At 69.0% G+C, this 25,152-nt stretch carries 28 protein-coding genes; 14 read left to right on the top strand and 14 right to left on the bottom strand.

Annotated features, from left to right (window positions below; all coding sequences use genetic code 11):
* Nucleotides 1–86 precede the first annotated feature (86 nt).
* On the bottom strand, nt 87–356 hold the full coding sequence (locus EAO78_RS02760; RefSeq protein WP_122104335.1) for a DUF2249 domain-containing protein: 270 nt from the start codon (nt 354–356) through the stop codon (nt 87–89).
* Nucleotides 357–443: 87 nt separating this feature from the next.
* Between EAO78_RS02760 and EAO78_RS02755 the strand changes: the two genes are divergently transcribed.
* On the top strand, nt 444–713 hold the full coding sequence (locus tag EAO78_RS02755; RefSeq protein ID WP_122104334.1) for a DUF2249 domain-containing protein: 270 nt from the start codon (nt 444–446) through the stop codon (nt 711–713).
* Between the two features lie 308 nt (nt 714–1,021).
* Here EAO78_RS02755 and ddh read toward each other — a convergent pair whose 3' ends face one another.
* Entirely contained in the window at nt 1,022–2,014 is a 993-nt protein-coding gene (ddh, locus tag EAO78_RS02750; protein WP_122104333.1) for a D-2-hydroxyacid dehydrogenase, read from the bottom strand.
* Between the two features lie 126 nt (nt 2,015–2,140).
* Here ddh and EAO78_RS02745 point away from each other — a divergent pair, with 126 nt between their 5' ends.
* The 3 genes from EAO78_RS02745 (at nt 2,141) to EAO78_RS02735 (ending at nt 4,704) form a co-directional block, all read left to right on the top strand.
* On the top strand, nt 2,141–2,827 hold the full coding sequence (locus tag EAO78_RS02745) for a TVP38/TMEM64 family protein (protein ID WP_122104332.1): 687 nt from the start codon (nt 2,141–2,143) through the stop codon (nt 2,825–2,827).
* Between the two features lie 88 nt (nt 2,828–2,915).
* The gene (locus EAO78_RS02740; RefSeq protein WP_122104331.1) at nt 2,916–3,503 is read left to right on the top strand and encodes a helix-turn-helix domain-containing protein; all 588 of its coding nucleotides are present in this window, start codon (nt 2,916–2,918) and stop codon (nt 3,501–3,503) included.
* A gap of 7 nt (nt 3,504–3,510) precedes the next feature.
* The gene (locus EAO78_RS02735) at nt 3,511–4,704 is read left to right on the top strand and encodes an HD domain-containing protein (protein ID WP_122104330.1); all 1,194 of its coding nucleotides are present in this window, start codon (nt 3,511–3,513) and stop codon (nt 4,702–4,704) included.
* Between the two features lie 38 nt (nt 4,705–4,742).
* Here EAO78_RS02735 and EAO78_RS02730 read toward each other — a convergent pair whose 3' ends face one another.
* Nucleotides 4,743–5,144 carry a universal stress protein gene (locus EAO78_RS02730; RefSeq protein WP_122104329.1) on the bottom strand — a complete coding sequence of 134 codons (402 nt, stop codon included), beginning with the start codon at nt 5,142–5,144 and terminating at the stop codon, nt 4,743–4,745.
* A 100-nt stretch (nt 5,145–5,244) separates the two neighbouring features.
* Here EAO78_RS02730 and EAO78_RS02725 point away from each other — a divergent pair, with 100 nt between their 5' ends.
* From EAO78_RS02725 to EAO78_RS02715, 3 genes are all read left to right on the top strand, one after another.
* Entirely contained in the window at nt 5,245–6,504 is a 1,260-nt protein-coding gene (locus EAO78_RS02725; protein WP_122104328.1) for an HD domain-containing protein, read from the top strand.
* A 91-nt stretch (nt 6,505–6,595) separates the two neighbouring features.
* A complete protein-coding gene (locus tag EAO78_RS02720) occupies nt 6,596–7,654 on the top strand; it encodes an amidohydrolase family protein (protein WP_122104327.1) in 1,059 nt (352 codons plus the stop codon).
* Nucleotides 7,655–7,740: 86 nt separating this feature from the next.
* Nucleotides 7,741–8,358: a thymidine kinase gene (locus EAO78_RS02715; RefSeq protein ID WP_122104326.1), complete on the top strand. Its 618-nt coding sequence runs from the start codon at nt 7,741–7,743 to the stop codon at nt 8,356–8,358.
* 8 nt (nt 8,359–8,366) lie between these two features.
* Here the strand turns inward: EAO78_RS02715 and EAO78_RS02710 are convergent, their stop codons facing one another.
* From EAO78_RS02710 to EAO78_RS02700, 3 genes are read right to left on the bottom strand one after another with little or no spacing between them, the layout of a single operon-like run.
* Entirely contained in the window at nt 8,367–9,875 is a 1,509-nt protein-coding gene (locus EAO78_RS02710; RefSeq protein WP_122104325.1) for an RtcB family protein, read from the bottom strand.
* A 48-nt stretch (nt 9,876–9,923) separates the two neighbouring features.
* A complete protein-coding gene (locus EAO78_RS02705; protein WP_122104324.1) occupies nt 9,924–10,376 on the bottom strand; it encodes an archease in 453 nt (150 codons plus the stop codon).
* Nucleotides 10,373–11,239 (bottom strand): DUF502 domain-containing protein, encoded by an 867-nt coding sequence (locus EAO78_RS02700; RefSeq protein ID WP_122104323.1) that lies wholly within the window; start codon nt 11,237–11,239, stop codon nt 10,373–10,375. The genes EAO78_RS02705 and EAO78_RS02700 overlap by 4 nt, the downstream gene beginning before the upstream one ends.
* Nucleotides 11,240–11,350: 111 nt before the next feature.
* On the opposite strand from EAO78_RS02700, the gene EAO78_RS02695 reads away from it, so the two are divergent.
* Nucleotides 11,351–11,824 (top strand): GNAT family N-acetyltransferase, encoded by a 474-nt coding sequence (locus tag EAO78_RS02695; protein WP_122104322.1) that lies wholly within the window; start codon nt 11,351–11,353, stop codon nt 11,822–11,824.
* Nucleotides 11,825–11,908: 84 nt separating this feature from the next.
* Nucleotides 11,909–13,129 carry a hydroxymethylglutaryl-CoA reductase (NADPH) gene (gene hmgA, locus EAO78_RS02690; RefSeq protein WP_122104321.1) on the top strand — a complete coding sequence of 407 codons (1,221 nt, stop codon included), beginning with the start codon at nt 11,909–11,911 and terminating at the stop codon, nt 13,127–13,129.
* Nucleotides 13,130–13,142: 13 nt separating this feature from the next.
* On the opposite strand, the gene EAO78_RS02685 is transcribed toward hmgA, so the two are convergent.
* On the bottom strand, nt 13,143–14,030 hold the full coding sequence (locus EAO78_RS02685) for an inositol monophosphatase family protein (RefSeq protein ID WP_122104320.1): 888 nt from the start codon (nt 14,028–14,030) through the stop codon (nt 13,143–13,145).
* A 152-nt stretch (nt 14,031–14,182) separates the two neighbouring features.
* On the opposite strand from EAO78_RS02685, the gene EAO78_RS02680 reads away from it, so the two are divergent.
* A complete protein-coding gene (locus tag EAO78_RS02680; RefSeq protein WP_122104319.1) occupies nt 14,183–14,440 on the top strand; it encodes a hypothetical protein in 258 nt (85 codons plus the stop codon).
* Nucleotides 14,441–14,582: 142 nt separating this feature from the next.
* Here EAO78_RS02680 and EAO78_RS02675 read toward each other — a convergent pair whose 3' ends face one another.
* The 3 genes from EAO78_RS02675 to EAO78_RS18365 all read right to left on the bottom strand — a co-directional run bounded on the left by EAO78_RS02675 (nt 14,583) and on the right by EAO78_RS18365 (nt 17,881).
* Complete coding sequence (locus EAO78_RS02675; protein ID WP_122104318.1) at nt 14,583–16,322, bottom strand: DUF1102 domain-containing protein; 1,740 nt, start codon at nt 16,320–16,322, stop codon at nt 14,583–14,585.
* A 194-nt stretch (nt 16,323–16,516) separates the two neighbouring features.
* Nucleotides 16,517–17,113 carry a hypothetical protein gene (locus tag EAO78_RS17640; protein WP_136516478.1) on the bottom strand — a complete coding sequence of 199 codons (597 nt, stop codon included), beginning with the start codon at nt 17,111–17,113 and terminating at the stop codon, nt 16,517–16,519.
* A 69-nt stretch (nt 17,114–17,182) separates the two neighbouring features.
* Entirely contained in the window at nt 17,183–17,881 is a 699-nt protein-coding gene (locus EAO78_RS18365) for a hypothetical protein (protein ID WP_238987605.1), read from the bottom strand.
* 440 nt (nt 17,882–18,321) lie between these two features.
* Here EAO78_RS18365 and EAO78_RS02665 point away from each other — a divergent pair, with 440 nt between their 5' ends.
* Both EAO78_RS02665 and EAO78_RS02660 read left to right on the top strand, forming a co-directional pair.
* Complete coding sequence (locus EAO78_RS02665; RefSeq protein WP_122104317.1) at nt 18,322–18,906, top strand: DUF7344 domain-containing protein; 585 nt, start codon at nt 18,322–18,324, stop codon at nt 18,904–18,906.
* Nucleotides 18,907–18,912: 6 nt separating this feature from the next.
* Nucleotides 18,913–19,896, top strand: a complete 984-nt coding sequence (locus EAO78_RS02660) for a hypothetical protein (protein WP_122104316.1) — start codon at nt 18,913–18,915, stop codon at nt 19,894–19,896.
* 4 nt (nt 19,897–19,900) lie between these two features.
* Here EAO78_RS02660 and EAO78_RS02655 read toward each other — a convergent pair whose 3' ends face one another.
* The 4 genes from EAO78_RS02655 to priS form a co-directional block, all read right to left on the bottom strand.
* Nucleotides 19,901–21,151 carry an MBL fold metallo-hydrolase gene (locus EAO78_RS02655; RefSeq protein WP_122104315.1) on the bottom strand — a complete coding sequence of 417 codons (1,251 nt, stop codon included), beginning with the start codon at nt 21,149–21,151 and terminating at the stop codon, nt 19,901–19,903.
* Between the two features lie 23 nt (nt 21,152–21,174).
* Nucleotides 21,175–21,813 carry a DUF998 domain-containing protein gene (locus tag EAO78_RS02650; protein ID WP_122104314.1) on the bottom strand — a complete coding sequence of 213 codons (639 nt, stop codon included), beginning with the start codon at nt 21,811–21,813 and terminating at the stop codon, nt 21,175–21,177.
* A gap of 84 nt (nt 21,814–21,897) precedes the next feature.
* The gene (locus tag EAO78_RS02645; RefSeq protein WP_122104313.1) at nt 21,898–23,019 is read right to left on the bottom strand and encodes a DNA replication complex subunit Gins51; all 1,122 of its coding nucleotides are present in this window, start codon (nt 23,017–23,019) and stop codon (nt 21,898–21,900) included.
* On the bottom strand, nt 23,016–24,179 hold the full coding sequence (gene priS, locus EAO78_RS02640; RefSeq protein ID WP_122104312.1) for a DNA primase small subunit PriS: 1,164 nt from the start codon (nt 24,177–24,179) through the stop codon (nt 23,016–23,018). Before priS ends, EAO78_RS02645 begins: the two co-directional genes overlap by 4 nt.
* Nucleotides 24,180–24,302: 123 nt before the next feature.
* On the opposite strand from priS, the gene EAO78_RS18055 reads away from it, so the two are divergent.
* Entirely contained in the window at nt 24,303–24,449 is a 147-nt protein-coding gene (locus tag EAO78_RS18055) for a hypothetical protein (protein WP_198664597.1), read from the top strand.
* 398 nt (nt 24,450–24,847) lie between these two features.
* Nucleotides 24,848–25,123: a PadR family transcriptional regulator gene (locus EAO78_RS02635; RefSeq protein WP_066411259.1), complete on the top strand. Its 276-nt coding sequence runs from the start codon at nt 24,848–24,850 to the stop codon at nt 25,121–25,123.
* Nucleotides 25,124–25,152 lie beyond the last annotated feature (29 nt).

Below are 25,152 nucleotides of genomic sequence, written 5' to 3'. Positions count from 1 at the left end.
CGCCTACGAGGTGAGCCAGGAGTCACCCGGCGAGTTCGTCGCCGAGTTCCCGAAGCACGAGGAGTAGCCTCCGGCCGACCGGCGTTTCACGCGTGAGCGATCTCGACGTACCAGACCGTCGAGCCGTCGCCCTCCGCCGACTCCTCGGACGTGGTCTCGTATCGGAACCCGCGGCGTTCGAGAACGTCGTACAGCGGCTCCGGCTCGAAGGAGTTCACCAGGAGCAGCGACCCGTCGTCGGGGAGGCCCTCGAGGGCGGCCATGATCTCGCCGAACGGTTCGCCGTCGATCTCGCGGACGTCGAGCCGTCGTCCCGCGTCGGACTGATCGCCCCGGTCGAACTGGTCTACGGACATACCGGATACCGGAACGGGGTCGGCGTAGGGGTTCTCCCGAACCCGTTCGGGAGGAGGCGTACGTGGACGGACCTCCCCCTTTGAGACATGCCCGAGACGACGGCGTTCCTCGACCGAGCCGGGGTCCCGGAGGGGCGGGAACACGAGACGCTCGACGCGCGGGAGCTCCCGCCGCCGCGACCGCTCAAGGACACCCTCGAGCGGCTGGCGGAACTGGACGACGACGTGGCGTTGGTCCAACGCAACGACCGCCGACCGCAACACCTCTATCCGCGACTGGACGAGCGTGGATACCGCCACGAGACCCTCGAGGAGGACGACACGGTCGTGACCGTGATCTGGACCCCGCAGGGCTAGCGGGGCGGTCGGCGTTCCGAAGGGACGCCGTCGCCGACACGCTCATCGGCGGGATCGGGCGAGAAGTACTCACTTCCATGGGAGTCGTAGCCGGAGGATAGAGACGGGTCCTCCTCGGCGCGCTCCCACCCCGACGGGCGGGCGGCGACGCAGACAGTTCGACGGACGACCCGATCCGCGATCGAGCCGTCCGCCCCTCATAGTGATTACTGCGACTAGTTTCATGGATGGTGTCGAAAGACGCCGGTTCAGCGGCTCACATCACCGACACGGATCGTCGCGGCGGTAAAGACTCGCAGTAATCACTATCAGACCACCCGGTTCACGAACGGTTCGCCGGCGACGGCTCGGCGGCGGTTCTCGCGGACGATGTCGGCGATCCGCCGGTAGTAGTCCCGCGTCGTCGCGGCCGCGTGCGGCGTGACGATGACGTCGTCGAGCTCCCAGAACGGGGAGTCCTCCGGCAGCGGCTCCGTCTCGAAGACGTCGAGGGCCGCGCCCGCGAGCCGGTCGCGTTCGAGCTCCGCGAGGAGTGCCGCCTCGTCGACGACGCCGCCGCGGGAGACGTTCAGCAGGTACGCGTCGTCGGGCATCGCCGCCAGTTCGTCGGCGCCGATCAGTCCCCGCGTCTCCTCGGTCAGGGGCGTCGCGACCGCGACGAACCGCGCGTCCGCGACGGCCCTCTCGATCTCCTCGGGCGTGTACACCTCCCCGACGTGGTCGACGGGCGTCGGCGTCCGTCTCACGCCGACGACGTCCATCGCGCAGGCGTCGGCGCGCGCGGCGATCCCTCGCCCGAGCGTGCCGAGACCGACGACACAGAGCGACTCGCCGGAGAGCGTGAACGGCTCGTCCCACTCCGGGTGTTTCCACTCGCCGTCCCGCCCGCGGTCGCGGTAGCGGTGGAGCCGGCGGGCGAACGACGTCATGTAGCCGAGGACGGTCTCGCCCACCGCGTCGCCGTGGATCCCGGTGCTGTTGGTGAGCCGGACGTCCCGCTCCTCGAGCTCGTCGAACGGGAATCGGTCGACGCCGGCCTGGACCGAGTGGATCCAGGAGAGCCCCGCCGACAGGAACGCCTCCTCGTAGGCGAACGTCACCAGCGCGTCACAGCCCTCGAGTTCGGCCGACGACCCGACGACGCGGACCTCGGAGGAGCCCTCGTCGCCCGTGGACTCGCCGTCGCCTGCCGAGTCCCCGTCGCCCGCGGAGTCGCCGTGAGCAGGGTCGAGGGCGTCACGCAGGGCGGTCGGGGGAAACAGTAACTCGACGGACTCGTGGATGCCGAGGGTGGACACCATACCGGCGGCTACCGGCAGGCGGCACAAATAGGTTGCTCCGGATCCGGTGATGGGCGGATCACTTCGGCTCCGGTGACGGGGTTTGATGTCGATCCGGACGGATCGACGGCCATCGAACCACGACCCATGGGAATCTTCCGATCGGCCGCGGACCGTCGACGATCCGTCGCCGTCGCCGTCGGCCTCGTCGTCGTCCTCGGCGGCGCCTACGTGCTCGTTCGCGAGTACTTCCCGTTCCTGGCGAGCGGCCCCGAGTTCCGGGCTTTCGTCGCCGGATACGGTCCCTTCGCACCGCTCGTGTTCATCGGGATCCAGGCCGCACAGGTGGTTCTGGCACCGATCCCGGGACAGGTGATCGCGTTCGCGGGCGGCTACCTGTTCGGGGCGTTCCTCGGGACCGTCTACAGCCTGATCGGGGTCGTGATCGGGAGCACCGTCGCGTTCGGACTCTCCCGCCGATACGGCCGCCCCTTCGTCGAGCGGGTGGTCCGCCCGGACGCGTTGGAGCGGTTCGACGCGTTCGTCGCCGAGGCCGGACTTCCGGGCATGTTCCTCGTGTTCCTGATCCCCGGCCTGCCGGACGACGTCCTCTGTCTCATGGGCGGGCTGACCGACGTCAGGCTCCGGAACCTCGTCGCCGTCATGGTCGTCGGACGGACGCCGGCGTACGTCGTCGTCGCCGTCTCCGGGTCGAGCCTCGCGAACGGCGACCTCGCGCTGGCGGTCGGACTCCTGGCGGCACTGTTCGGCTTCTCGGTGGTGGGATACCTCCGGCGTGACCGGATCCTGGCCGCGTTGGAGCGGTGGCGGTGACGCGGTCGGAGGACGCCGCTCTGCCGTTCCACCGTTCGACGGTTCCCGGCCCGTCACCTTTTACCGCGCCGGGGGTGCTACGTGAGGTATGCCGAAGTACTCGACGGGCGGCGGTGGCGGCGACGACGACGGCGGCGCCTGCGAGCTCTGCGGGCGGGAGACGACGAACCTCCAGCGCGCGAACGTCGCGGGCGCGCGCCTGCTCGTCTGCTCGAACTGTCGCCCGCACGATGATTCTCGGCGGGGATCGGGCGGCGGCGGTGGCGGCGGCGGCTCGGGCAGTGCCGGCGGCGCCGGCGGCGGAAGCGGTACCGGCGGCTCGGGAAGCGCCGGCGGCGCGGACGGGACCGACGGCCCGCGCAGCCGTACACAGGAGATCGCCAACAAGCAGGCGAGGATGTACGACGCGGCGACCGGCGACTCCTCCCACTGGGAGGAGGAGGGGACGAACTACGAGACGGACCGGCTCCCGTACCTCGTCTCGGGCTACGGCGACTTGGCGACCGAGGCGCGCCGGGAGGCGGGACTCACCGTCGAGGAGCTGGCCGCGGAGCTCGACGTCGACGAGGACGACCTGCTGGCGATCGAGGACGGGCGGGCGGCGACGGCGGGCGTCGGCGGCTCGGTCGTCCGCGCGGTCGCGGAGCGGCTCGACGTGGAACTCGTCGAGGAATGAGCGCGAGATGAACGCGATCAAGGACAGCGTTCACGGCCACGTCCGGCTGGATCCGGCGGCGACCGAGCTGATCGACACGCCGGCGTTCCAGCGACTGCGCCACGTCAAACAGCTGTCCACGGTCCGTCTCGTGTATCCCTCCGCGAACCACACCCGCTTCGAACACAGCCTCGGCGTCTACCACCTCGCCCGGGGAGCGCTCGACGGGCTCGATCTGGACCCAGACACAGCCGCGCACGTCCGGGCGGCCGCGCTGCTCCACGACGCCGGCCACGGCCCCTACGGCCATCAGACCGAGGGGATCATCCGACGACGGACGGGTCGGGACCACGACGACGTCGGGTGGCTCCTGACCGACGCCGACCGCGAGGTCTGTCAGGTCCTCGAGCGCAACGGCCTCGATCCGGTACGCGTGACCGAACTGATCGCGGGGGAGGGCGGCGTCGGCACGCTCGTCTCGGGCGAGCTCGACGTCGACCGCATGGACTACCTCGTGCGCGACGCGCACCACACGGGCGTCCCCTACGGCACCGTCGACACCGGTCGGCTGGTGAACGAGCTCCGGCTCCTCGGCGACGGGAGCGACGACCCCGCGGACGCGGAGCTGGTCCTCGCCGAGGGGAACGTCGCCACCGCCGAGAGCCTGCTCCTCGCCCGGTCGCTGATGAACGCCGTCGTCTATCGCCACCACGTCTCCCGGGTCGCCGGCGCGATGCTCGAGCGCGCCTGCGAGCGCTACCTCGACCGGACGGGGACGGACGTCGAGGCCTTCCGTCGGATGGCCGACCACGACCTCCTCGTCGCGTTCCGCGAACACGCCCCGGACCTCGGCCGGCGGATCGAGCACCGCGACCTGTACAAACGCGCCGTCTGGGTCGGCCTGAGCGAGGTACCGGCGGGCACCGTCGACGCCGACCACGACGCGGAGCTCGCGGCCGAACGCGAGATCGCGGAACGGGCCGGCGTCGACCCCGGGGCCGTCGTCGTCGACGTCCCGTCTCGACCGGGCCTCAAGGAGTCCGGATCCGCCGTCGTCGTCGACGGGATCACGCAGCGACTGTCGGACGCCTCCGAGCTCGTCGCCGGCATCCGTGCGGCCGAGCGGAGCCGCTGGCGGCTCGGCGTCTACTGTCCGGGCGACCACGTCGACGCGGTCCGCGGGGCCGCCCGGGACGTGTTGGGGCTCCGGATCGCCGGGTGAGCGGGAGGACGGCGGCTCCGTGAACGCGACGTGACCGACTACTCCGTGGTCGGCTTCGGGACCGCGAACACGGGGACGTCGCTGGAGAGGATCACGTCCTGGGTGACGCTTCCGAAGACGGCCTTGCCGCTCGGCCGGCGCTTCCGTCCCGAGACGCAGATCGCGTCGGCGTCGACGTCGTCGGCGGCGTCGACGATCTCCGGGCCGGGCTCCCCGCTCGCCTCGTGGTGGACGACCGCCACGCCGGCGTCCTCCAGGGCCTCCCGGGCGCGCCGAACCGACGCGAGCTGGTTGACCGACGCCCCTTCCGGGTTGTCCGTGAACACGTGACAGAGATGGGCGGTCAGCCCGCCGTCCGCGCCGGGCCAGTTCGCGACCGCGCGCGCCTGGGCGGTCGCTCGCGCCTCGTCGTCGTCGATGGCGATGAGCACGTCGTACATACGTCGCGGTCGATCGGGCGGGGTAATAAAACGGTGGCACCCTCGGGACGTCCGCCCTCGGAACGCCCGCGTTTTTAACCGATCCCGACGAAGAGCGCGCATGACCACGGTCAAGGACACCGTCCACGACCACATCGAGATCGACGGCGTCGGCGCGGCCCTCCTCGACACGCCCGCGGTCCAGCGGCTGCGACACGTCAAACAGCTCGGTACCGTCCAGCTCGTCTACCCCTCCGCGAACCACACCCGCTTCGAACACAGCCTCGGCGTCTACCACCTCGCCCGTCAGGCGCTCGATCACCTCGGAATCGAAGGACTGCGGGCCGACCGGATCGAGGCGGCCGCGATGCTCCACGACGTCGGACACGGCCCGTTCAGCCACAACCTCGAGTCGCTCACGCACCGCCGAACCGGGAAGTACCACGACGACGTCGCGGAGCTGCTCGACGGCGGCGAGGTCGGAGCGGTCCTCCGCGATCACGGCCTCGACCCCGGTCGGGTCGCCGACGTCGTCGCCGGCGAGGGCACGTACGCCGGCCTCGTCTCGGGCGAGCTCGACGTCGACCGCATGGACTACCTCGTGCGCGACGCCTACCACACGGGCGTCCCCTACGGAACCATCGACACCGAGCGGTTCGTTCGGGAGCTCACCTTCGTCGAGGGGAATGAGATCGGTGGAAACGGGACGGACGATGGCTCCTCGCCCACGCTCGTGCTGGACGAAGGAAACGTCCAGACGGCGGAGAGCCTCCTCCTCGCCCGGGCGCTGATGAACCCGGTCGTGTACACCCACCACGTCGCGCGGATCTCGAAGGCGATGTTGCGCCGGGCGGCAGCCGACCTGCTCGACGCCACGGCGACGACCGCGGCCGAGCTCCGACGGATGGACGACCACGACTTCCTCGCGGCGATCCGCGACCGTCCGGCGACGGCGGAGCTCTCGCGGCGGTACGACGAACGCGACCTCTACAAGCGGGCGGTGTGGGCGGAGTACGACGACGTCCCCGACCGCGTCCACGACGCGGACCACGAGGCCGAGCTATCGCTCGAACGCGAGATCGCCGAGACGGCCGGCGTCGCCCGAGAGGACGTGATACTCGACGTTCCTCCGGAACCCTCGATGCGCGAGTCGACGGCGCGGGTGACGGTCAACGGCGAGGTCCGGCGACTGGAGCGGCAGTCGCCGCTCGTCTCGGCGCTGCGGGTCGCCCAGCGGAACCAGTGGCGGCTCGGCGTGTACGCGCCCGACTCGGCGACCGATCGGGTCGGCCGGGCGGCCGCGGACGTGCTCGGGCTCGATCCCGACGCGCTCGTGATCGAGGTGCGGAAGGCGATGCCGACGACGCTCGACGAGTTCTGACCGACGTCCGGGGACGGTCGGGTAATCCCACGCCACCCCCTCCGCCGATCCGTCCCGGTACGTTTTACCCTCGGGCCGGAGACCCCCGCGTATGGACATCGAGGGGACTGTCCTCCGCGGCCCCGACTTCGAGCCCGTCGAGGGCTGCGTCGTCGTCGAGGGGGGCGGGATCGCCGACATCGAGGAGCGAGAGACGGAGAGCGACGCCGTGATCCTCCCCGCGTTCGTGAACGCGCACACCCACATCGGCGACTCGATCGCCAAGGAGGCCGGCGCGGGGCTCTCGCTCGACGATCTGGTCGCCCCGCCGGACGGGCTGAAACACCGCCTGCTGCGGGCGGCGAGCCACGAGGAGAAGGTGGCGGCGATGGCGCGGACCCTCCGGTACATGGAGTCGACGGGAACCGGGACCTTCCTCGAGTTCCGCGAGGGAGGCGTCGACGGGGTCCGGGCGATCCGCGACGCGCTCGCGGGCGACGGCGTCGAGTTCGGGGAGCGGGACCTCCGCGCGGTGGTGTTCGGTCGCGACGACCCCGACGTGCTCCCGGTCGCGGACGGCTACGGGGCGTCGGGCGCGCGCGACGGCGACTTCGACGCGGTGCGGACCGCGACCCGGGAGGCCGGCAAGCTGTTCGGGATCCACGCCGGCGAGCGCGACGCCGACGACGTCAATCCCGCGATGGACCTGGATCCGGACTTCCTCGTCCACATGGTCCACGCGGAGCCGTTACACCTCGACCGCCTCGCGGACCGGGGGACGCCCGTCGTCGTCTGCCCGCGGTCGAACCTCGTGACGAACGTCGGCGTCCCGCCGATCCGCGAACTCGCCGAGCGGACGACGGTCGCGCTCGGCACCGACAACGTCATGCTCGACTCGCCGTCGATGTTCCGCGAGATGGAGTTCGCGGCGAAGCTCTCGGACCTGCCCGCCCGCGAGGTGCTCCGGATGGCGACGCTGAACGGGGCGAGGATCGCGGGGATCGACCGCGGCGTCATCGAGCCGGGGCGGCCGGCGGACCTGCTGGTGCTCGACGGCGACTCGGACAACCTCGCGGGCGCGCGAGACGTCGTCCGCGCGGTCGTGCGCCGCGCCGGGAGCGCGGACGTCTCTCGGGTCGTCATCGGCGGCGAGACGGTCCATCGGGCGTGACGTCGGGACGCGCCCCGCGAGACGTCGGGTCGCGATACTCCGCCCGGAGAGAAACGGTTTAGTCGCTGGATCCACCCGGTGAGCGCATGCACGCGATCACCCAGTCAGGGTGGGTCGAGGTGATCTCCGGCTCGATGTTCTCGGGAAAGACCGAGGAACTGCTCCGACGACTCCGGCGCGCGGAGATCGCCGGCCAGTCCGTCGCGGTCTACAAGCCCGCCGTCGACGACCGCTACGGCGAGACCACGATCGGGACGCACAACGGCCGGCAGTGGGACGCGACCGTCGTCGACAACGAGGGCGACGGACCCCTGGAGATCCTCGACGCCGACTCCGCCGCCGAGGTCGTCGCGATCGACGAGGCCAACTTCTTCTCGGAGGCGCTGGTCGAGGTCTGTAACGTCCTCGCCGACCGGGGCTCCAGGGTGATCGTCTCGGGGACGGACCAGACGTTCCGGGGCGAGCCGTTCGAGCCGCTGCCGCAGTTGATGGCGACCGCCGAGTACGTCGACAAGCTCCGGGCGATCTGTACCGTCTGCGGTGAGCCCGCGACCAGGAACCAGCGGCTCATCGAGGGCGAGCCCGCCCACGTCGACGACCCGACGATCCTGGTCGGCGCCGAGGAGTCCTACGAGGCGCGGTGTCGCGACTGTCACGTGCTCCGAACCGGCGAGCGCGAGGAACGGCTGGACCGGCGAGCCTGAGGAAACGGCTATCCCTTGATGTTACACACCGGGAACGTCCGGGCGACCTTGTCGCCGATGCCGAGCTCGTCGCTGACGCGGACCACCTCGTCGACGTCCTTGTACACGCCGGGAGCCTCCTCCGCGACGGTCGCGCCCGACTGGGCCTTCACGTAGATCGCCTGCTCGCTCTCGAGGTCGTCGGCGACGTCGCCGCCCCGGAACTCCCGTTTCGCCTGCGTCCGGCTCATCAGTCGGCCGGCCCCGTGGGCGGTCGAGCCGAACGAGAGCGACATCGATTCCGCTCCGCCGCGGAGCACGTACGAGCCCGCGCCCATGCTCCCGGGGATGATCACGGGCTGGCCGACCGAGCGGTACGCCTCGGGAACCTCCTCGCGGCCGGCCGGGAACGCCCGCGTCGCCCCCTTTCGGTGGACGTACAGCTCGCGTTCGGCGCGGGAGACGGCCTCGTCGCCGACGGCGGGGTGGCCGTCGGCGTCGACGGCGACCTCGTGGGTCTCCTTCTTCCCGATGTTGTGGGCCACGTCGTACAGCAGCTCCATCCCGAGGTCGTCGAGCGGGTCGGCGTCGAAGACGTCGCCGAACACCTCGCGGGTCCGGTGGGTGATCAGCTGTCGGTTCACCCACGCGAAGTTGATGCACGCGCCCATCGCGCCGTAGTACTCCTCCGCGAGCTCCGAGCCCGCCGGCGCGGCCGCGAGCTCCTTGTCCGGCAGCGACTCGAGGAGGTCGGCGTGTTCGGTCTCGATCCGCCGGAGGTAGTCGTTACACGTCTGGTGGCCGAGCCCACGGCTCCCGCAGTGGATCAGGACGACGACCTGCCCCTCGGAGAGCCCGTACGCCTCCGCGACCTCCTCGCGGAACACGTCCGTGACGCGCTGGACCTCGAGGAAGTGGTTGCCGGAGCCGAGCGAACCCAGCTGGTTGCGGCCCCTGTCCTTGGCCTTCTGGGAGACGTACTCGGGGCGGGCGTCCGGCCGCCGCCCCTCGTCCTCACAGCGCGCGAGGTCGCTCTCGATCCCGTACCCCTCCTCGATCGCCCACTCGACGCCTCGTTCGAGCGCGCCCTCGATCGCGTCGGCGTCGCCGTCGATCACGCCGCCGCCGCCGAGCCCCGACGGGATCGCCTCGAAGAGCGCGTCGACGAGCTCCGCCTCGCGGCCGCGGACGTCGTCGTAGGTGAGCGTCGTGTTCACCATTCTGACGCCGCAGTTGATGTCGTACCCGATCGCTCCGGGCGAGATACAGCCGGTTCTGGCGTCGATCGCGCCGACGCCCCCGACCGGGAAGCCGTATCCCTGGTGGCCGTCGGGCATACACAGCGCGGGCTCGACCATGCCGGGGAGGTGCGTCGCGTTCCGCAGCTGCTGGAGCGTGTCGTCCTCGCCGATCTCCTCGAGCAACGCCTCGCTGGCGAGCACCCGCGCCGGGACGTTCATCTCGCCCTCGCGCGGGATCTCCCAGACGTGCTCTCGCACCTTCTCAAGCCGGATCCCGTCGAACTCGCGTGAAGTCATACGCGAGGCTTCGACGCCGGCGGGGAAGGGCGTTACGAGAGGCGCGTTTCAGACGTCGAAGACGACGTACGCGTACCACTCGCCGTCACCACCGTCGCCATCGTCACCACCCTCGCGCCGTTCGAGCGTCATCTCCGAGTACGTGACCGCCTTGATCTCCCGGGCGCTCACCGCGTCGAGCGGGACGCCGCGAGCGTCGGCCTCGACGCGCCACGCGGAACCGGCGGCGTTTCCGGGCGGGGTCACCCGGCACTCGTGGTCCGCGGGGAGGACGAGCCGCACGTCGCGCTCGTAGATCAGGCGGTCGAGGTAGTCGAAGAGCAGCGCCTCGCGGCTCTCGGCCGCCTCCTCGATCGCGAACCGGTCGCCGCCCTCGGCGGGGACCGACTCACAGCTCGCGGCCGTCAGTCCGTCGGCGACCGCCGCGAACAGCGCCGAGAGGGTCGGCGCGGTCGCCTCGACGGCGACGTCGGCCGTGTGGTCGCGGAGTTCGTACGTCACGGTCCGTCGTTTCGGGTCGGGTCGGTTTCCGCGTTGTCATCGTCGGTCGCGTCGTCGTCGGTCATATCGACGTCGCTCGCGTCGCCCCGGTCCGTCGTCTCCCCGAACGACGGATCAAGCCACCCGTCCAGCCGGTCGGGGACCGACAGGTCGCGGAGCTCCTCGTCGGAGAACCCCCCGACGTCGTCGGCCGCTCCCTCGAGGGCGACCCCGCTCGTCACCAGCGCGCGGATCCCCTGTTCGACCGTCAGGTCGACCTCGACGACCCGGCTCTCGGGGACGAAGACGACGTGTCCGCCCATCACGGGGTTGGGTGCCATCGGCATGAAGAGGGTCCGAATCCCCTCGTCGTCGGCCGAGTCGGCCGGGGCGGCCACCGTCTCCGGCGTCTCGCTCGTGACGAACGCCAGCGTGTACACGCCCCCGGTGGGGAACTCGACGAGCACGACCTCCCGGAAGTTCCCGCCGTCGGACTCCAGCATGGCGTCACTCATCTGTCTGAACCCCTCGTAGACGGAGCCGACCCCGGGGACCTGCTCCATCGCGAGGTCGACGTAGTCGACGGCGAGCTCCCCGTACCGCGTGGACTCGACGGCGAGACCGATGAGGAGGATCAGCGCGACGAACACGACCGGCGTCACGAGCTCGATCAACAGCTCGCGTCCGACCCGTCCGACGACCGGCAGGACGAACTCCGGGGAGACGACCACGACCGCCGAGGAGAACGCGTCGAGGTAGTCGTACACCGCGTTGAACGCGATCGTGAGCACGACGAGCGTGATGACGAGCGGGACGATCACGGCGACGCCGGTCAGGAACGCCCCCCGGAGCCGTGCGCGACCGGATCTCGGTTCGTCGGTCATGGCGGACAGACGGTGGACCCCGTCAAAACGCTTCGGTCACCCGACTGAAACGACCGCGGCGCGCCGCGCGGCCGGTGGAGTTATATTCCACAGGCGTGTTACGTTTTCCCAGTGAGCGTCAACGTGGAGCGACGGACGGACCCGCCCGGCGATTCCAAACACGTCCGTGAGGCGTGGGAACTCAAGGAGCGGATCCATCGGGTCGACGGCGTTCTCCGGCAGCGACGCGGGTTCTTCACCGACGCCTACCGTCGATCAACGACACACCTCATACTCGAGGACGACGAGGTGATCGCGTTCGCCTCGGTCCGACGGGACGGCTACGTGCTCTTTCTCGCCGTGGACCCGGACCATCGAGGACGCGGGCTCGCCGAACGGCTGATCGCCGAGGTGGCCGAGGAGTACCAGTCCGTCTCGTGTCACGCGCGGACCACGAACGAGCGCGCGCTCGGCTTCTACGAACACGTCGGCTTCGAGGTGAAACGCCGGATCGACGGCTACTACGAGGACGGCGGCGACGCCTACTACCTCACCCTGGGGCCGAACAGCCTCCGGGAGCGCCTCTCCGAGTTCGTCCGCGGGTAGGTCGCCGGTCGACCGGACCGTGTCAGCCGCCCCGGGAGCCCCGGAACCGACACGCATTAGCGCCCCCCGCGAGGAGACGCGGGCATGACCGATCCCACAGTCGAGGACCTCCTCGAGCGCGTCCGCGAGGGTGAGGTGCGGCTCCACGAACTGGACGACCACGTCGACGCCGAGACGGCCGCGACGGTGCGCCGCCGGCTGGTCGCGGACCGATCCGGAGCCGACCTCGACGTCGTCGGCGAGTACGCCTTCGACGCCGCCGCCGCCGACCCCAACATCGACAACATGATCGGGGGGGTCCAGGTCCCGCTCGGCGTCGCGGGGCCGGTGGCCGTCGACGGCGGCGCGTTCGAGGGCGACCGCTTCCTTCCGATGGCGACGACGGAGGGCGCGCTCGTCGCCTCGGTCAACCGCGGCTGCTCCGTGGTCGACGCGGCGGGCGGCGCGACCGCCCGGGTCACGAAGCGCGGGATGACCCGCGCGCCCGTCTTCCGCGTGGCCGACGTGGCCGAGGCGGAGGCGCTCGTCGAGTGGGTCCGCGACAACGAGCCGGCGCTGCGGGCGGCCGCCGAGTCGACGACGAGCCACGGCGAGCTGCTCGACGTCACTCCCTACGTCGTCGGCAACAACGTCTACCTCCGGTTCCGCTTCGACACGAAGGACGCGATGGGGATGAACATGGTCACCATCGCGACGGGCGAGGCCTGCGACACCCTCGAGGCGGAGACCGACGCCGAGCTCGTCGCGCTCTCGGGGAACCTCTGTTCGGACAAGAAGCCCGCCGCCGTCAACGCGGTCGAGGGTCGCGGCCGGTCGGTGACCGCCGACGTCGAGATCCCCCGCGAGGTCGTCGAGGCGCGGCTCCACACGACGCCGGAGGCGATCGCCGAGATCAACACGCGCAAGAACCACGTCGGCTCGGCGAAGGCCGGCTCGCTCGGATTCAACGCCCACGTCGCCAACGCGGTGGCGGCGATGTTCCTCGCGACCGGCCAGGACGCGGCACAGGTCGTCGAGGGGTCGAACGCGATCACCACCGCCGAGGCGACCGCCGACGGCGACCTCTACGTCTCGGTGTCGATCGCGAGCCTCGAGGTCGGCACGGTCGGCGGCGGGACGAAGCTCCCGACGCAGGCGGCCGGCCTCGACGTGCTCGGCATCCGCGGCGGCGGCGACCCCGCCGGCAGCAACGCGGACGCGCTCGCGGAGGCGATCGCGGTCGGCGCGCTCGCGGGCGAGCTCTCGCTTCTCGCCGCGCTCGGGTCGAGGCACCTGGCGTCGGCGCACGCCGACCTGGGGCGGTAGCCGGACGAACGACTCAGTTTCCGTCGCCGCCGTCGACGTCGTCGATATCGTCACCGCCGTCGATATCGTTCCCGTCGATGCCGTCCTCGTCCCCGTCCACGTCCACGCCCCTCTCGTCGATCGCCCGCGCCGCGGCCAGCACCTCCTCGTGAAGGCGGCCGTTGGAGGCGACGAGCCCGACCGAGTCGTGTCGCCAGCGGTTCCCCTCGAGGTCCGTCACCCGGCCGCCGGCCTGCCGGACCATGAAGACGCCGGCGACGGAGTCCCAGGGGTTCGCCCGGAGGTTCGAGATCGTCCCCTCCAGCCCGCCCGCCGCGACCGTGGGAAGGACGACCTGGGCCGCGCCGAGCCGGCGCATGTCGCCGAACCGGGTCACGATCGCCTCGCAGGCGTTGGCGTACTCCTCGCGGGCGTCGTGATCCCACCACAGCGTCGGGTCGACCGTGCCCCGCCGGGGCTCGTCGACGTCGCTGACCGACAGCGGGTCGCCGTTGCGGTACGCCCCGTCGGCGTCGGCGGTGTAGACGTCGTCGAGCGCCGGGCAGACCGTCGCCGCCGCGACCGGCTCGCCGTCGACGACGGCCGCAACCGCGGTCCCCCACACGCGGATCCCGCGGACGAAGTTGTGGGTGCCGTCGATGGGGTCGATCACCCACGCGGGCCCCTCGTCGGGCACGCGCTTGCGGACGTCCTCCTCCTCGCCGACGACCGCGTCGTCCGGGAACGACTCGCGGATCGCCTCGATGGTGGTCCGCTGGGCGGCCCGGTCGGCCTCGGTCACCACGTCGTCCTCGCCTTTCGCCTCCACGGCGACGTCGGTCCGGAAGGCGTCGCTCGCGACGCGGGCACCCGCCTGCGCGGCCCGCTCGGCCAGGGCCGCGCGCTCGTCTCCGTCGGTCATGGGCCCGGGTCGTCGCTCCCGACGCGTATAAACGTCGGTTCGAGACGCCCGTCGTTCCGGAGTTCGGGACGATCGCGGCCGGCGCGGCCGACGGTATTAACTCGGTTCCGAATCCGAGTATATTTAAGTGCGTCCACGTGGTTGGTACGCGTATGAGACCCGAGGAAGCGGTCCGTCAGCTCGAATACGCCATCGACGCCTCGCTCGACGAGATCGGCCAGCGCGCGGCCGCGGGCTACCGTCCGACGTTCGAGCGCGTCGCCGACCGCGCCGACGGGGCCGCGGTCTACGCGCTCGCGGGCGAGCTCGCCGACGAGGTCGTCTGCGGCGACTGTCCGACCCCCGCCGAGGCGAACGAGACGGCCGATCGCGTGCTCGCCGACCGGGCGTACACCGACGGCGGGGAGTAGTCGCAGTCCGGACCCCCGGACCCCACCGTTTTTCCTTCCTCTCCTCTCGTCCCCTGCCCAACCCCTCTTTCCCCGACGACTCCCTCTATCCGATGGCCGTCCGCCGAGACGAGGATCCGTCCGCCTCGGTCACGGGACCCGATCACCTCGGGGCGCGCCGAACCAGGAACAGCGTGGCGAGCACGATCGTCACGAGCACCGCGAGGCCGGCGAAGTCCTCGGGTTCGAACCCGTTCGGTTCCACCGACTCGACCGGGGTCTCCGCGTCGTCGCCCGCGCCGTCGCCGGACACCGACTCCTCGGTATCGCCGTCTCCGGGTTCGTCCCCCGTGTCGGGACCGGTGCCGGGGGTCGGCACCGACCCGGAGTCCGTTCCCGATCCGGGCTCCGCGTCCGTCCCGGATCCCGCTCCTTCCCCGTCACCGGAGTCCGGATCGGTCGGCTCCGGCTCGGGCTCCCGCACCGCGAGCGACGCGACGGCCTCGGGGTCGGTCACCCGGTCGCCGTCGACGACGAGGTCGTACTCGCCGGGATCGTCGAGTTCGACGGTCAGCGTCCGCGTGACGGTCCCGTTCGGCTCGGCGTCCACGGAGAGGCGCTCGGCGTCCGCGGGGTCGGGATCGTCGGCGTCGGCCGCGTCGTCGTCGGTCGCGTCGACCGCCCGGACCGAGACCCGCGCGCCCTCGGCGGGGGCCGGGCCGACGTTCGAGAGGGTCACGTCGAGACGTACGGATTCGCCGGGGGCGACCGACTCGGACGCGATCTCCGCGTCGACCGGGTCGAGCGCCGGACGGCGGACCCCGAGCGCGAACGCGGAGAAGCCGTCCGACTCGATCGCGAGCCGGACCGTCCCCTCGGTTTCGCCGGTCACGCGAAGGTCCGTCGCGTTCCAGTCGTCGCCGTCCCCGGTCTCGTGGTAGGCGGCGAGGTTCGCGGGGTCGACGCCGGCCTCCTCGAGCCGGTCGCGCTCGACGACCACCTCCGCGGTCGCCGACTCGATCGGCTGGTCGGGCTCCGCGAAGGCGACCGCATAGTAGCCGAGCGGGTCGACGCCTGCCCGGTCGACGGGGTCGACCCCCGCCGGCGCGTCCGCGCTTCCCTCGACCGAGAACTCGACGTCGCCCGGCTCCTCCCGGACGAACGACAGCCCGTCGAGCCGGACCGACGGCCCGCCGACGTGGAGGCCCGAGAGGTCGACCTCGGTCTCGTCGTTCACGGCGACCGAGTAGACCTCGACCTGGCGGGCGGTCGGCTCGGGCGACTCGACGGTGACGGTCGGCCCGGAGGAGTCGCCATCCTCGTCGCCGGATTCGTCGTCTCCGCCGTCTCCATCGCCTCCGTCGTCGCCATCGGTCCCCGCACCACCGTCGTCCTGGGTTATCGCCTCCGGCTCGGCGGGTCGCGCGTGGACCGAGATCTCGTCGAGGACGCGGTCGCCGGGGACGGCGTCGACGATCCGGGTGTCGACTTCGACGCCGACCGGGACGGCCTCGTCCTCGGGGGTCAAGAGGAGGGGGTCCTCGCCGCTCTCGATCGGCTCGCCCCTCGCGACGAACGTCACCGCCTTCGAGTCGTGTTCGATCCACACCTCGGCGGTCGCGTTGGCGTCGTAGACGACGTAGAACAGGGTGTCCTCGGCGACGAACGCGTCCGGGTTGACGCCGCCGGCGTCGAGGTTCCGGTTGTCCTCGGTGACGTCGACTACCAGTTCGCCGTCCTCGTCGAGGTAGGTGTACGGGTTGTCGCCGGGCTGGAGGGCGACTTCATCGGTGATGGGATCGGTGGGGCCGTCGAGGACGACCGCGCCGCTGGAGACGATGAGGGCGAGGGTGGCTGCAGCTACGAGGAGGAGGACCGTCGCCGAACCCCGCGTTCGCGTCATGCGTCCGATCAATAGGATCCCGGTATCAAAAGTATAGACCGCACGAGCCGCATCGAGGAGTGCTTGATGTCGGATTTCGATGATTATTCCTGTGATCTCCTTCGATCAACGGGTTCTGGTTGTTTCCGGATCCCTCCATCGTGTCAATGAAATTGAGATTGAGTGCTAGACAAACGTAGATCAAAAATCTGAGGCTACTGGCTCGCCGGGCCAGCAGTAATCGAGAAGGATGCTCGGAATCGGTCCCCGATGCTTCCTTCTGTTGTGTCGACAAGAAATGACACACCGAACTCCTCACCAACGCCAAGTTCGTCTACACTGAGGGCAAGAACTTCATCATCAGGGTAGACAAGTGTGTCAGTCTCGTCTTTGGAATGCGTCTGATAGACGAACGTGGTTCCCCCCGGGTCAGATCCTTCGGTATTGACGGTAAAATCGAGTTCGACCTTCTTCGAGCTTGATGATTGGTTTCGAACAACGAAAGCCGATCCGAAACCTGAGCCCGAAACTGGGTCTTCCATCCTCAGTGGAAAAGTACTACTTCCCACGTCAAGTTCCTCTCCGTCTTCTGCGAAGTATCCGAACTGATAGATCGAATTCGCGTTTATTCCGGGATCGTCGAGATCGATAGTGAGTTCCCCGTTCTCTAGTCGAACACCACGGAGATCGTCGTTTGGGTCCAAGGCGATCAAGCTCGCATCATCGTTTGTTACGGTGATGCGAGCTTGACGGTCGCTCAGCTCCCCTGCTGTAAACGCACCCGTTCCGAGAGCAGCGGTCATCCCGCTCACGGTGGCACCCAGACCCAAGATTATTTGTCTTCGATTCATAATGGAGAGAGGTTGTTTAGATTACCTCTATTACGCGTTCGGGTCGAAGATGTCGTCGTGCTCGCCGGCCCGAACAGTCATCGTCCCGCTCCACTCCTCGCTGGCCGTTGAGGTGGTCTTGTCGTCGCGGTCGACGAGGATCGAGACGTAGATCACACCGCCACTGCCGATGATCGATCCGCTAGTTTCCTCCGTGAAAGACAGGAGGCCTTCCCAATCGTTGGACTCCGCGACCTTTCCTTCAACGAGCGCTTCTTCGCCGTCCCCGCTGGCGTTGTCGTTCGTGTAACCGACGAGGTAGATTGTGGCGTCATCGGGACAGTCGTCCATGTCCACCTCGACCTCGATGGCCTGCTCACTCGAACTCTGGTTCTGGACTTGGAAGGCGTGGTCGCTATCGTTGGGACCGACGTGTAACGGATCCACACCGAGTGCCGTCTCGTCGTCGAGATCCGGAATCGCACCGATCTGGTACTTGGAGTTCGGGTTCACACCGTAACTCCCGTTGGAGAGATCGATACCAAGCTCACCGTTCGTCTCGTTCACGTAATCGTTTTCGCCCGCGACGAGCGCGACGAGACCCTGACTGTCGTCCGCGACAGTGACCCCCACACTCCGATCTTCGAGTTCCGCTGCGGTGAACGCACCCGTCCCCACCGCAGCCGCGCTTCCACTTGCCAATGCACCCAGTCCGATCACGAATTTGCGTCGTTCCATGTCGTATCTCACCTGTGTTCACGCACCCTCACAACCCGGACGTCCGGGCCGGGAGTGCTCGGATAGGCCATGGGGAGGGTGGTACTTCGTTATGAGATCCTCGACATGTTCACGGGATCGTCTCGTTGGATCTCCGAGGTCGCCTCGTTGCGTCGTGAGCACACCTCGTCGTCGCCATCGATCCGAGCCTGAAGCGTTAGACACTCGGTAGAGCAACCTTCAGGCATGATCAGCGGTCCGGTTGGGAAGGCCCTGAAGATCGGTATGTGTACCCTATACGTGGACGATATCTGCGGTATCGCCAACGAGGAACGCCATCTATTATCATATATCACTCATTAACAGATAAACTATCCAACCACTTTATACGGTATCCACTCACACACAACAAGCGAAACATGCCGGTATCGGACGGGGGAGAGCCGATCGCCGGCGGGGAGGGTCTCTAACGCATGCTATCCGCTGCCGCCACGACGGACGAATCGAACGCTACCGGAGAGAAACTGACCGAGGACGAGATATTCGACGTGCTCTCCAACCGCCGCAGGCGCTTCGTCATCCACGCGCTCAAGCGCACGGAGGAGCCGCTCGACGTCTCGGACCTCTCCACGCACGTCACCGCGTGGGAGCTCGACGTCGATCCGAAAGAGGTGGAGTACGAGGACCGCCGGAACGTCTACAGCACGCTCCAGCGAACCCACCTCCCGAAGCTCGAGGAGAAGGACATCGTCGAGGTCGACGAGGAGAACCGCGTCAGGCCCACGCCGGCGCTCGAGAACCTCGACATCTACATCGAGGCCTTAGGGAGCAAGGAGATCCCGTGGAGCCTCTACTACGTCGGGCTTGCGAGCGTCGCCGTCTCGCTGCTGCTCGCGGTCGCGACGAACACCCCGGGATTCGGCGTGTTCACCCCGCTCGACGTCGGGGTGTTCATCGCGACGACCTTCGGCGTCTCGGCGGTGGTCCACCACGTCGTCGGCCGACGCGCCCGCCTCGGCAACACGGAGAAGCCGCCCGAAGTGCGAAAGATCGAGTGAACACGAATGAGCACCAGCACCCGAACGCCGCCGGCCCGCGTGAGCGCCCTCCGTACCCTGAGCATCGTGCTCGCGTTCACGGCGGCGGTCGGGCTGGTGTTCGGGACCGCCGGCTTCACCGCGATGGAGGCCGACCGCGGAGTCGCCGCCAACGTGACGAACGACGAAAGCGCCTATCTGGGCTACGAGCCTGTCGTCGACGATCGTGAAGAGATCGACGAGAAGGAACCGACCGATATCGTCGAGTTTCGCAACCAGTTCGGCGTCAACCTGACCGAGTTCCACGTCGACGTGTCGGCTCATGATTCGGACGTGAGCGCCGAGCTTGACGACCCGCCCGAGATCCTGCCGAAAGGAAACGAGAGCACGGTCGAGGTCACACTCCACTGTGACGTCGAGAAGGAGGTCCCGCTCGAATTGAGTGTCAACGGGAGCGGAGGAGACGTCAGCGTCTCGTTAAATCGAACGGTCACGGTTGTATGCGTGCCGGAAGAACCCGAGGTGACGGGCGTCACGTTCAACGACGCCGCGAACGCCGGCGTCGGAACGCAGAGCACGGTCGGGGGTAACAGCACTGGCAACGACGGCAACGGAAACGCGAGAGTCAACACCGAACGGGGAGGCGGCGAGGTCACCGCCCACGTGTGGCTCGCTCCCAACCCGCCGAACAAGCGGGCTGACGACCTGACCGAAGTTGAGTTCGAAGGGAACCTGAAGTTCGACGCGTCGAGAAAGGTCCGGCCACAGATCAATCAAAACCCGTCGGCGAGTGGAGTTCCGGGCAACTGGAAGATCGCTGCCATCGAGTTCCCGAACCAGGGAGTCACGTACGTTCACCCCGGCTGGGATAACGGGAAGTACACCTCGCCGAAGTCGGGCGACGGAGTCGAATACGGCGGCACCGTTGACGAGGATTTCCTGTTGAACGCCGTCGTCGAGGGCGGACAGGTCGTCGACGCCAGCAACGACGGAGAAGAGTCCGACGACTAACTGCCTACACTTCCACCCGCTCCCCCAACGCCGGCGCGCTCGCCTCGAACCCGTCCTCCCGCAGGTCTTCGGCGAACGATTCGCATCGATCACCGTGGGTCACCAGCACCTCCGAGCCGCGATACGACTCGAGGAACGACTCCAGCCCGTCGCGGTCCACGTGCGCGGAGAAGTCGTGTGAGGACACCCGCGCGCTCACGGGCCGAACGCGACCGTTCATCTCCATCCGGCCGTGGTCCTGGAGCTCGCGCCCGGGCGTCCCTTCGACCTGATACCCCGTCAGCGTCACCGCGTTCGTCGGGTTCGTCCGGATCTCCGGGAGGTACGAGTGGACCGGGCCGCCGGCGAGCATCCCCGAGGTGGTGACGACCAGGGCGTTGTCGGCGGCGATCCGCTCGCGCTGGCCGTCCCGGCCCGTCACGAAACGCGCGGCCCCCGTCGCGCGCCGGAGCGCCTCGGGATCGCGGAGGAACGCGGGATGCCGTTGGAGCAGGCGGGTGACCTCCTTGCCCATCCCGTCGACGTAGGGAGCGAGGTCGTGGGCGTCGGCGACGAGCAGCAGCTCCTGTGTCCGCCCGATCGCGAACGCGGGCGCGACGACGGTGCCGCCCTCCCAGATCGTCGTCCGCACGCGCTCGGCCCACCCCTCCTCGACCGCGGCGCGGTCCTCGTGGGTCACGTCCGCGTAGGTCGATTCACAGATCACGACGTCGGCGTCCGGCCGCGCCGTGGTGCCCGCCACCAGCCGCTGGTCGTCGGTGTGGAAGTCGCCGGTGTACAACAGCCGAGTGTCGCCGTCGTCGACGAGGACGTGTGCGGAGCCGGGGATGTGGCCCGCAGAGTGGAGCGTCACCTCGTATCCTCCGCTCCCTATCCCGCCGGCGACGGGGAAGGGTTCGCCGTAGCCGTGCCGCTCCTCCACCTCGCCGATCCGGGCGACGTGTTCCTCGCCGAAGGGGCAGAGCGGGCCGTTCCCGTGGAGCTTCAGCGTATCGCGTGCGAGGACGCGCGCGAGGTCCGCGGTCGGCGGCGTCCAGTGGATCGCCGGCCGTCGGTCACCTTTCAACAGCGCCGGCACCGCGCCGACGTGGTCGAGGTGGCCGTGCGAGACCACGACCGCGTCGGGTTCGGGGTCACGGATCGGGTACTGCGGCGGATCGGCGGTCAGGATGCCGTAGTCGAGAAGCAGCGAGCCGTCGACGAGGACCGCGCTCCGGCCGACTTCGCGGGCCCCGCCGAGGAACTCGATCTCCATGGCCCCCGTAGCCCGCGACCGGGTTAGTGTTCGTCGGTCGCGGACTCGGAGTCGACCGACCCTGCCCGGATCACCGGTAGCGGGCCGACGAGCCACACCCACGCGGCGAGCATGAGCGCGCCCGGGAGTTCCGGCAGCGCGAGCCCCATCACCGGCCAGAATCCCGCGAGGAACGAGGCCCAGACGGCCACGTGAACGGGGACGAATGCGAGCGCGATCCGGCCGGTCGTGACGTTCCGACGAACGGTCCCGTCGATCCCGAAGACGACCGTGACCAGGAGGTAGAAGCCGACCGCCGCCGGGCCGTGGAGCGGCCGCGTGAGGTCGAAGACGCCGACGCCGGCCATCGAGACCATCGCGAGCGCGAGGACGATCGCTCGGAGCCGAACGGGCATGTCCGCCTGTCCGCGTCCCCATAGCCCGGCGGCGTAGCCGAGCCCCGCGAGCCCGCCGAGGACCAGTCCGCCGTTGAACGCCGGGGCGCTCCGGTCGCGAACGCCCAGATCGGAGAGCGCGTCGGTCGTCCACGAGAACGTCGGATCGAGGCGTATCGCGAGGAGGATCCCGCCGAGCGCGGCGAGCGTCGCGACCGCACCGAGGACGCGGGAGGCGGTCGGGGACGGCCCCTCGATCCGTTCGTCCGTCGCTCGATCGTCGTCCATGGTCGAACGGTATCCGATGGCGGCGTAAAAGTCGACGTGGTGTCCGGGGAATCGGTGTGGTGTCGACACGACGACGCCCCGACCTCAGTCGATCCGCTCCGCGGCGTCCCGTTGGACGAGCGGGTCCGCGTTCGCGGCGGGGAGCGTGACGACGTCCTCGCTCGCGAGGTCGTACTCGCGCTCGTCGACGCCGAATATCTCGCCGACGTCACGGGTGATGCGGACGGTCTCGCGGTCGATCGTCGGCGTGTCGGTTTCAGTCGTCGACGACGACTCTCTTTCCTCCGTCGCTGCCGATCTGTTGTCTTCGGACGGAGCCGGTCCGTTCGAGACCGGACCCGGTTCGTCGACACCCGAACCGTCCACCCCCGGCGCGCCGGGAGGTGCGGGATCCGGGTCCACCGGCGTCGGGCCGCCGTCGGTGCTCGCGGTACCGGGTTCGGCGTCGCTCGTGGACGCGTTCGCGTCGGTCGGCTCGATCCGATCGGAGGACGATCCGTCGTCGGACGGCTCCGTGGAGCCACCGCCCATCGCTCCCGCGAGCACGTCCGGATCGGGAGCGGCTTCCGGCGATGTGTCCTCCTCGAGGTCCTGTGGCAGAGCGTCGTCGGAGGTCTCGGCTGCCCGTGAGACGGGGTCATCGGCCTCCGGCGAATCGGAGTCGGGCGGAACGTCGGAGGCGGGCGGGATCTCCGATTCGGGGATCGAGTCCGCTTCCTCCGTCGGTGATCCGTCGGCGTCGCTTGCGGTCGAACGATCCGTCGGTTCGCTCTGATCCGTGGGGTTCGGGGGGGTCTCGCCGTCTCCCGCGGGCGGCACCTCGCCGGCCAGCGTCGCGAGGACCTCGGACTTGTTGGCGCGGATCCGCGCGACGAGGTCGTCGAAGAGCGCGCGCTCCTGGGTGGTCATCCCCTCCGTCTCGACGGACATGTCCGCCGCCGCGAACGACGCGAGCTTGACGACCTTGCCGACGCGGCGCTCGTAGAGCGCCTCCGCGACCTCCTCGGCCGTCTCGAGCTCGTCGGACATCCGCCGAACGTCGTCGTCCGAGAAGGGGTCGTCGACCTGGTCGGCGCGTCCGTCACGCGCGGCGCGCAGGTCGGAGACGTATCCCGCCACGTCGTCGTAGAAGGCGTCCCGCAGGTGCTGGAGGCTGTCCTTGCGGCGTTCCTTCGCCTGTACCGAGCGCAGTTCGTCCAGGTTCATCGTTCGGGGGCCTTCCGTGCCTCGCCGCGGGTCATCAGGAAGACGCCCGCGAACTCGGGTACGGTGTTCTCGCCGGCTTGGACTGTGACCCTCTTGCCGTTTAATTCTACCGTCGAGTCCCCGTCGGCCTCGATCCGGATGTCCCGGCCGACGAACCGTTCGGGCACCGCGTCCCGAAGCGGGTCGAACCCGTCGAGGTCGTCACGGTCGATGGGCGTGACGACGAGTCCCGACCCGCCGTGAAGCGTTCCGGGCAGCCGAATGAGCCGGCGCGTGTCGGTCGTCACCGGTTCGTCGATCGGGGCGGCGTCGGTCGCGGCAACCCGGGCGGCGAGCGCGGAGACGAGCCGGCGCACCCCCGGGCCGCCGGCCTCGACGTTTCCCTCACGGACCGCGTCGGGGTTTCGATCGAACGCGCCGAGGATCGTCTCCGCGCGGCCCTCGCCGATCCCGTCGAGCTCCATGAGCCGCTCGCGGGCGTCCGCGTCGTCCATCTCCCGGAGGTCGTCGGCGTACTCGACGAGCGCGTCGTGGACGCGCGCGCCCCACCCGCCCTCGGTGCGGAGCACCCGTTTCGTCGTTCCGCGGTCGGAGACGGTGCGGATCAGCCCGTCGACGTCGAGGTCGATCGCGCGGACGTAGTCGACGACCTCCCGGCGAGCCTCGCTTTCCAGCTCGCGGATCGACTCGTCGCGGACGTGGACGTGGTAGCCGCGCCCCCCGGAGAAGACGACCGTGAGGTCCTCGAACGCGAAGTCGTTCTCGAGGAAATCGAGCAGTCGAAGGAGGGCGTCCTTACAGCTCTCGAGCATCTCCCGGTAGCTCGCGGACTCGGGGTCGACGCCGGGAAGGTGGTCGGCGTCGAGGTCGAAGACGAGGTCGGCGGAGCGCCACCCCTTCCTCGACATGGTCGACGCGCCCGGATCGTCGTATCGCGCGGCCGAGAAGTACGCGTGTCGCGGGGCGTTGTCCGCGAAGAACGTGTCGAGGTCGCCCAGGTCGTACATCGACTGGTGGCGGACCATCGTCGTGCCCGCGCCGGGCGTCCACGGGATGTGTCCCCACTCGCGGAGGTGGGCGTCCGGCGGCGGCGACAGGGAGATCCCTCGATAGTAGTCGCCGAACCGACCCCGGAGGTACTCGCGCGTCCGATCGTCCATCGTTCCACCATGTATCCGGGGTCACCGTATAGGCGTGTCGCTCGCGACCGGGTCGGACCGGATCCGACGCCGCTCGGCGTCGACGACCACAACCCTTTGGGTCGGGCACGCGTACCGTTCCGCATGCGCTCGGAAGAGGAGGTCCGCGAGCAGTACGAGTTCCTGTGTGAGGAGTTGGCCGACGACGACATGTCCCACCGCGGCGTCGAGGAGCTCTTCACCCACTACAAGCGTGCGCTCGGATGGGTGTTGGAAGAGGAACACATGTAGCCAGCGCTCGATAGGTTTATTACTATCAACCCAATACTGTCACGTGACGCTTCGTCTGGAGGGCCGAAGCGTCAGCGGGGACCAATTCGAACGCGCCTCACGCGGCTTTTTTCCGCGTGGGGCCTGCGTTCGTTCTCGACGATCGAACACGTAGCCCCCGGTTCGTCGACGCCGAGTCCGTCGATCCAACGGTGACGAGAGACCGGCATCACCGGATATACATCAGTTATGTAATGAGTTTTTGCCGCCGAAAACGTCGGACGATCCGGTAAATTCACTACGTCACATGACATTTCCGAACGACTCATACCGGGGTGATACGTGTCGGATTACCTGGAATTCCGATCCTATGTAACGGTATATTTATTTATTTTCCACATATATGTTCGCACAGCCGCATGTACGACCTCACAGGTTTCCAGCGCGACTTGCTCTACGTGATCGCCGGCCTCGAGGAGCCGCACGGATTGGCGATCAAGGACGAACTGGAGGACTACTACGAGAAGGAGATCCACCACGGCCGGCTCTATCCGAACCTCGACACGCTCGTCGAGAAGGGGCTCGTCGAGAAGGGACAGCGCGACCGGCGGACGAACTACTACACCCTCACTCGCCGCGGTCGACGCGAGATAGACGCGCGCACCGAGTGGGAGACCACGTACATCGAACACTGACCGACCCGACGCGTTCTCTCTCGATCTCC

Origin of the sequence: Halobellus captivus, assembly GCF_003697845.1 — an archaeon.
Taxonomy (GTDB): Archaea; Halobacteriota; Halobacteria; order Halobacteriales; family Haloferacaceae; genus Halorubrum; species Halorubrum glutamatedens.
This window is presented reverse-complemented; position numbering and strand designations above follow the sequence as displayed.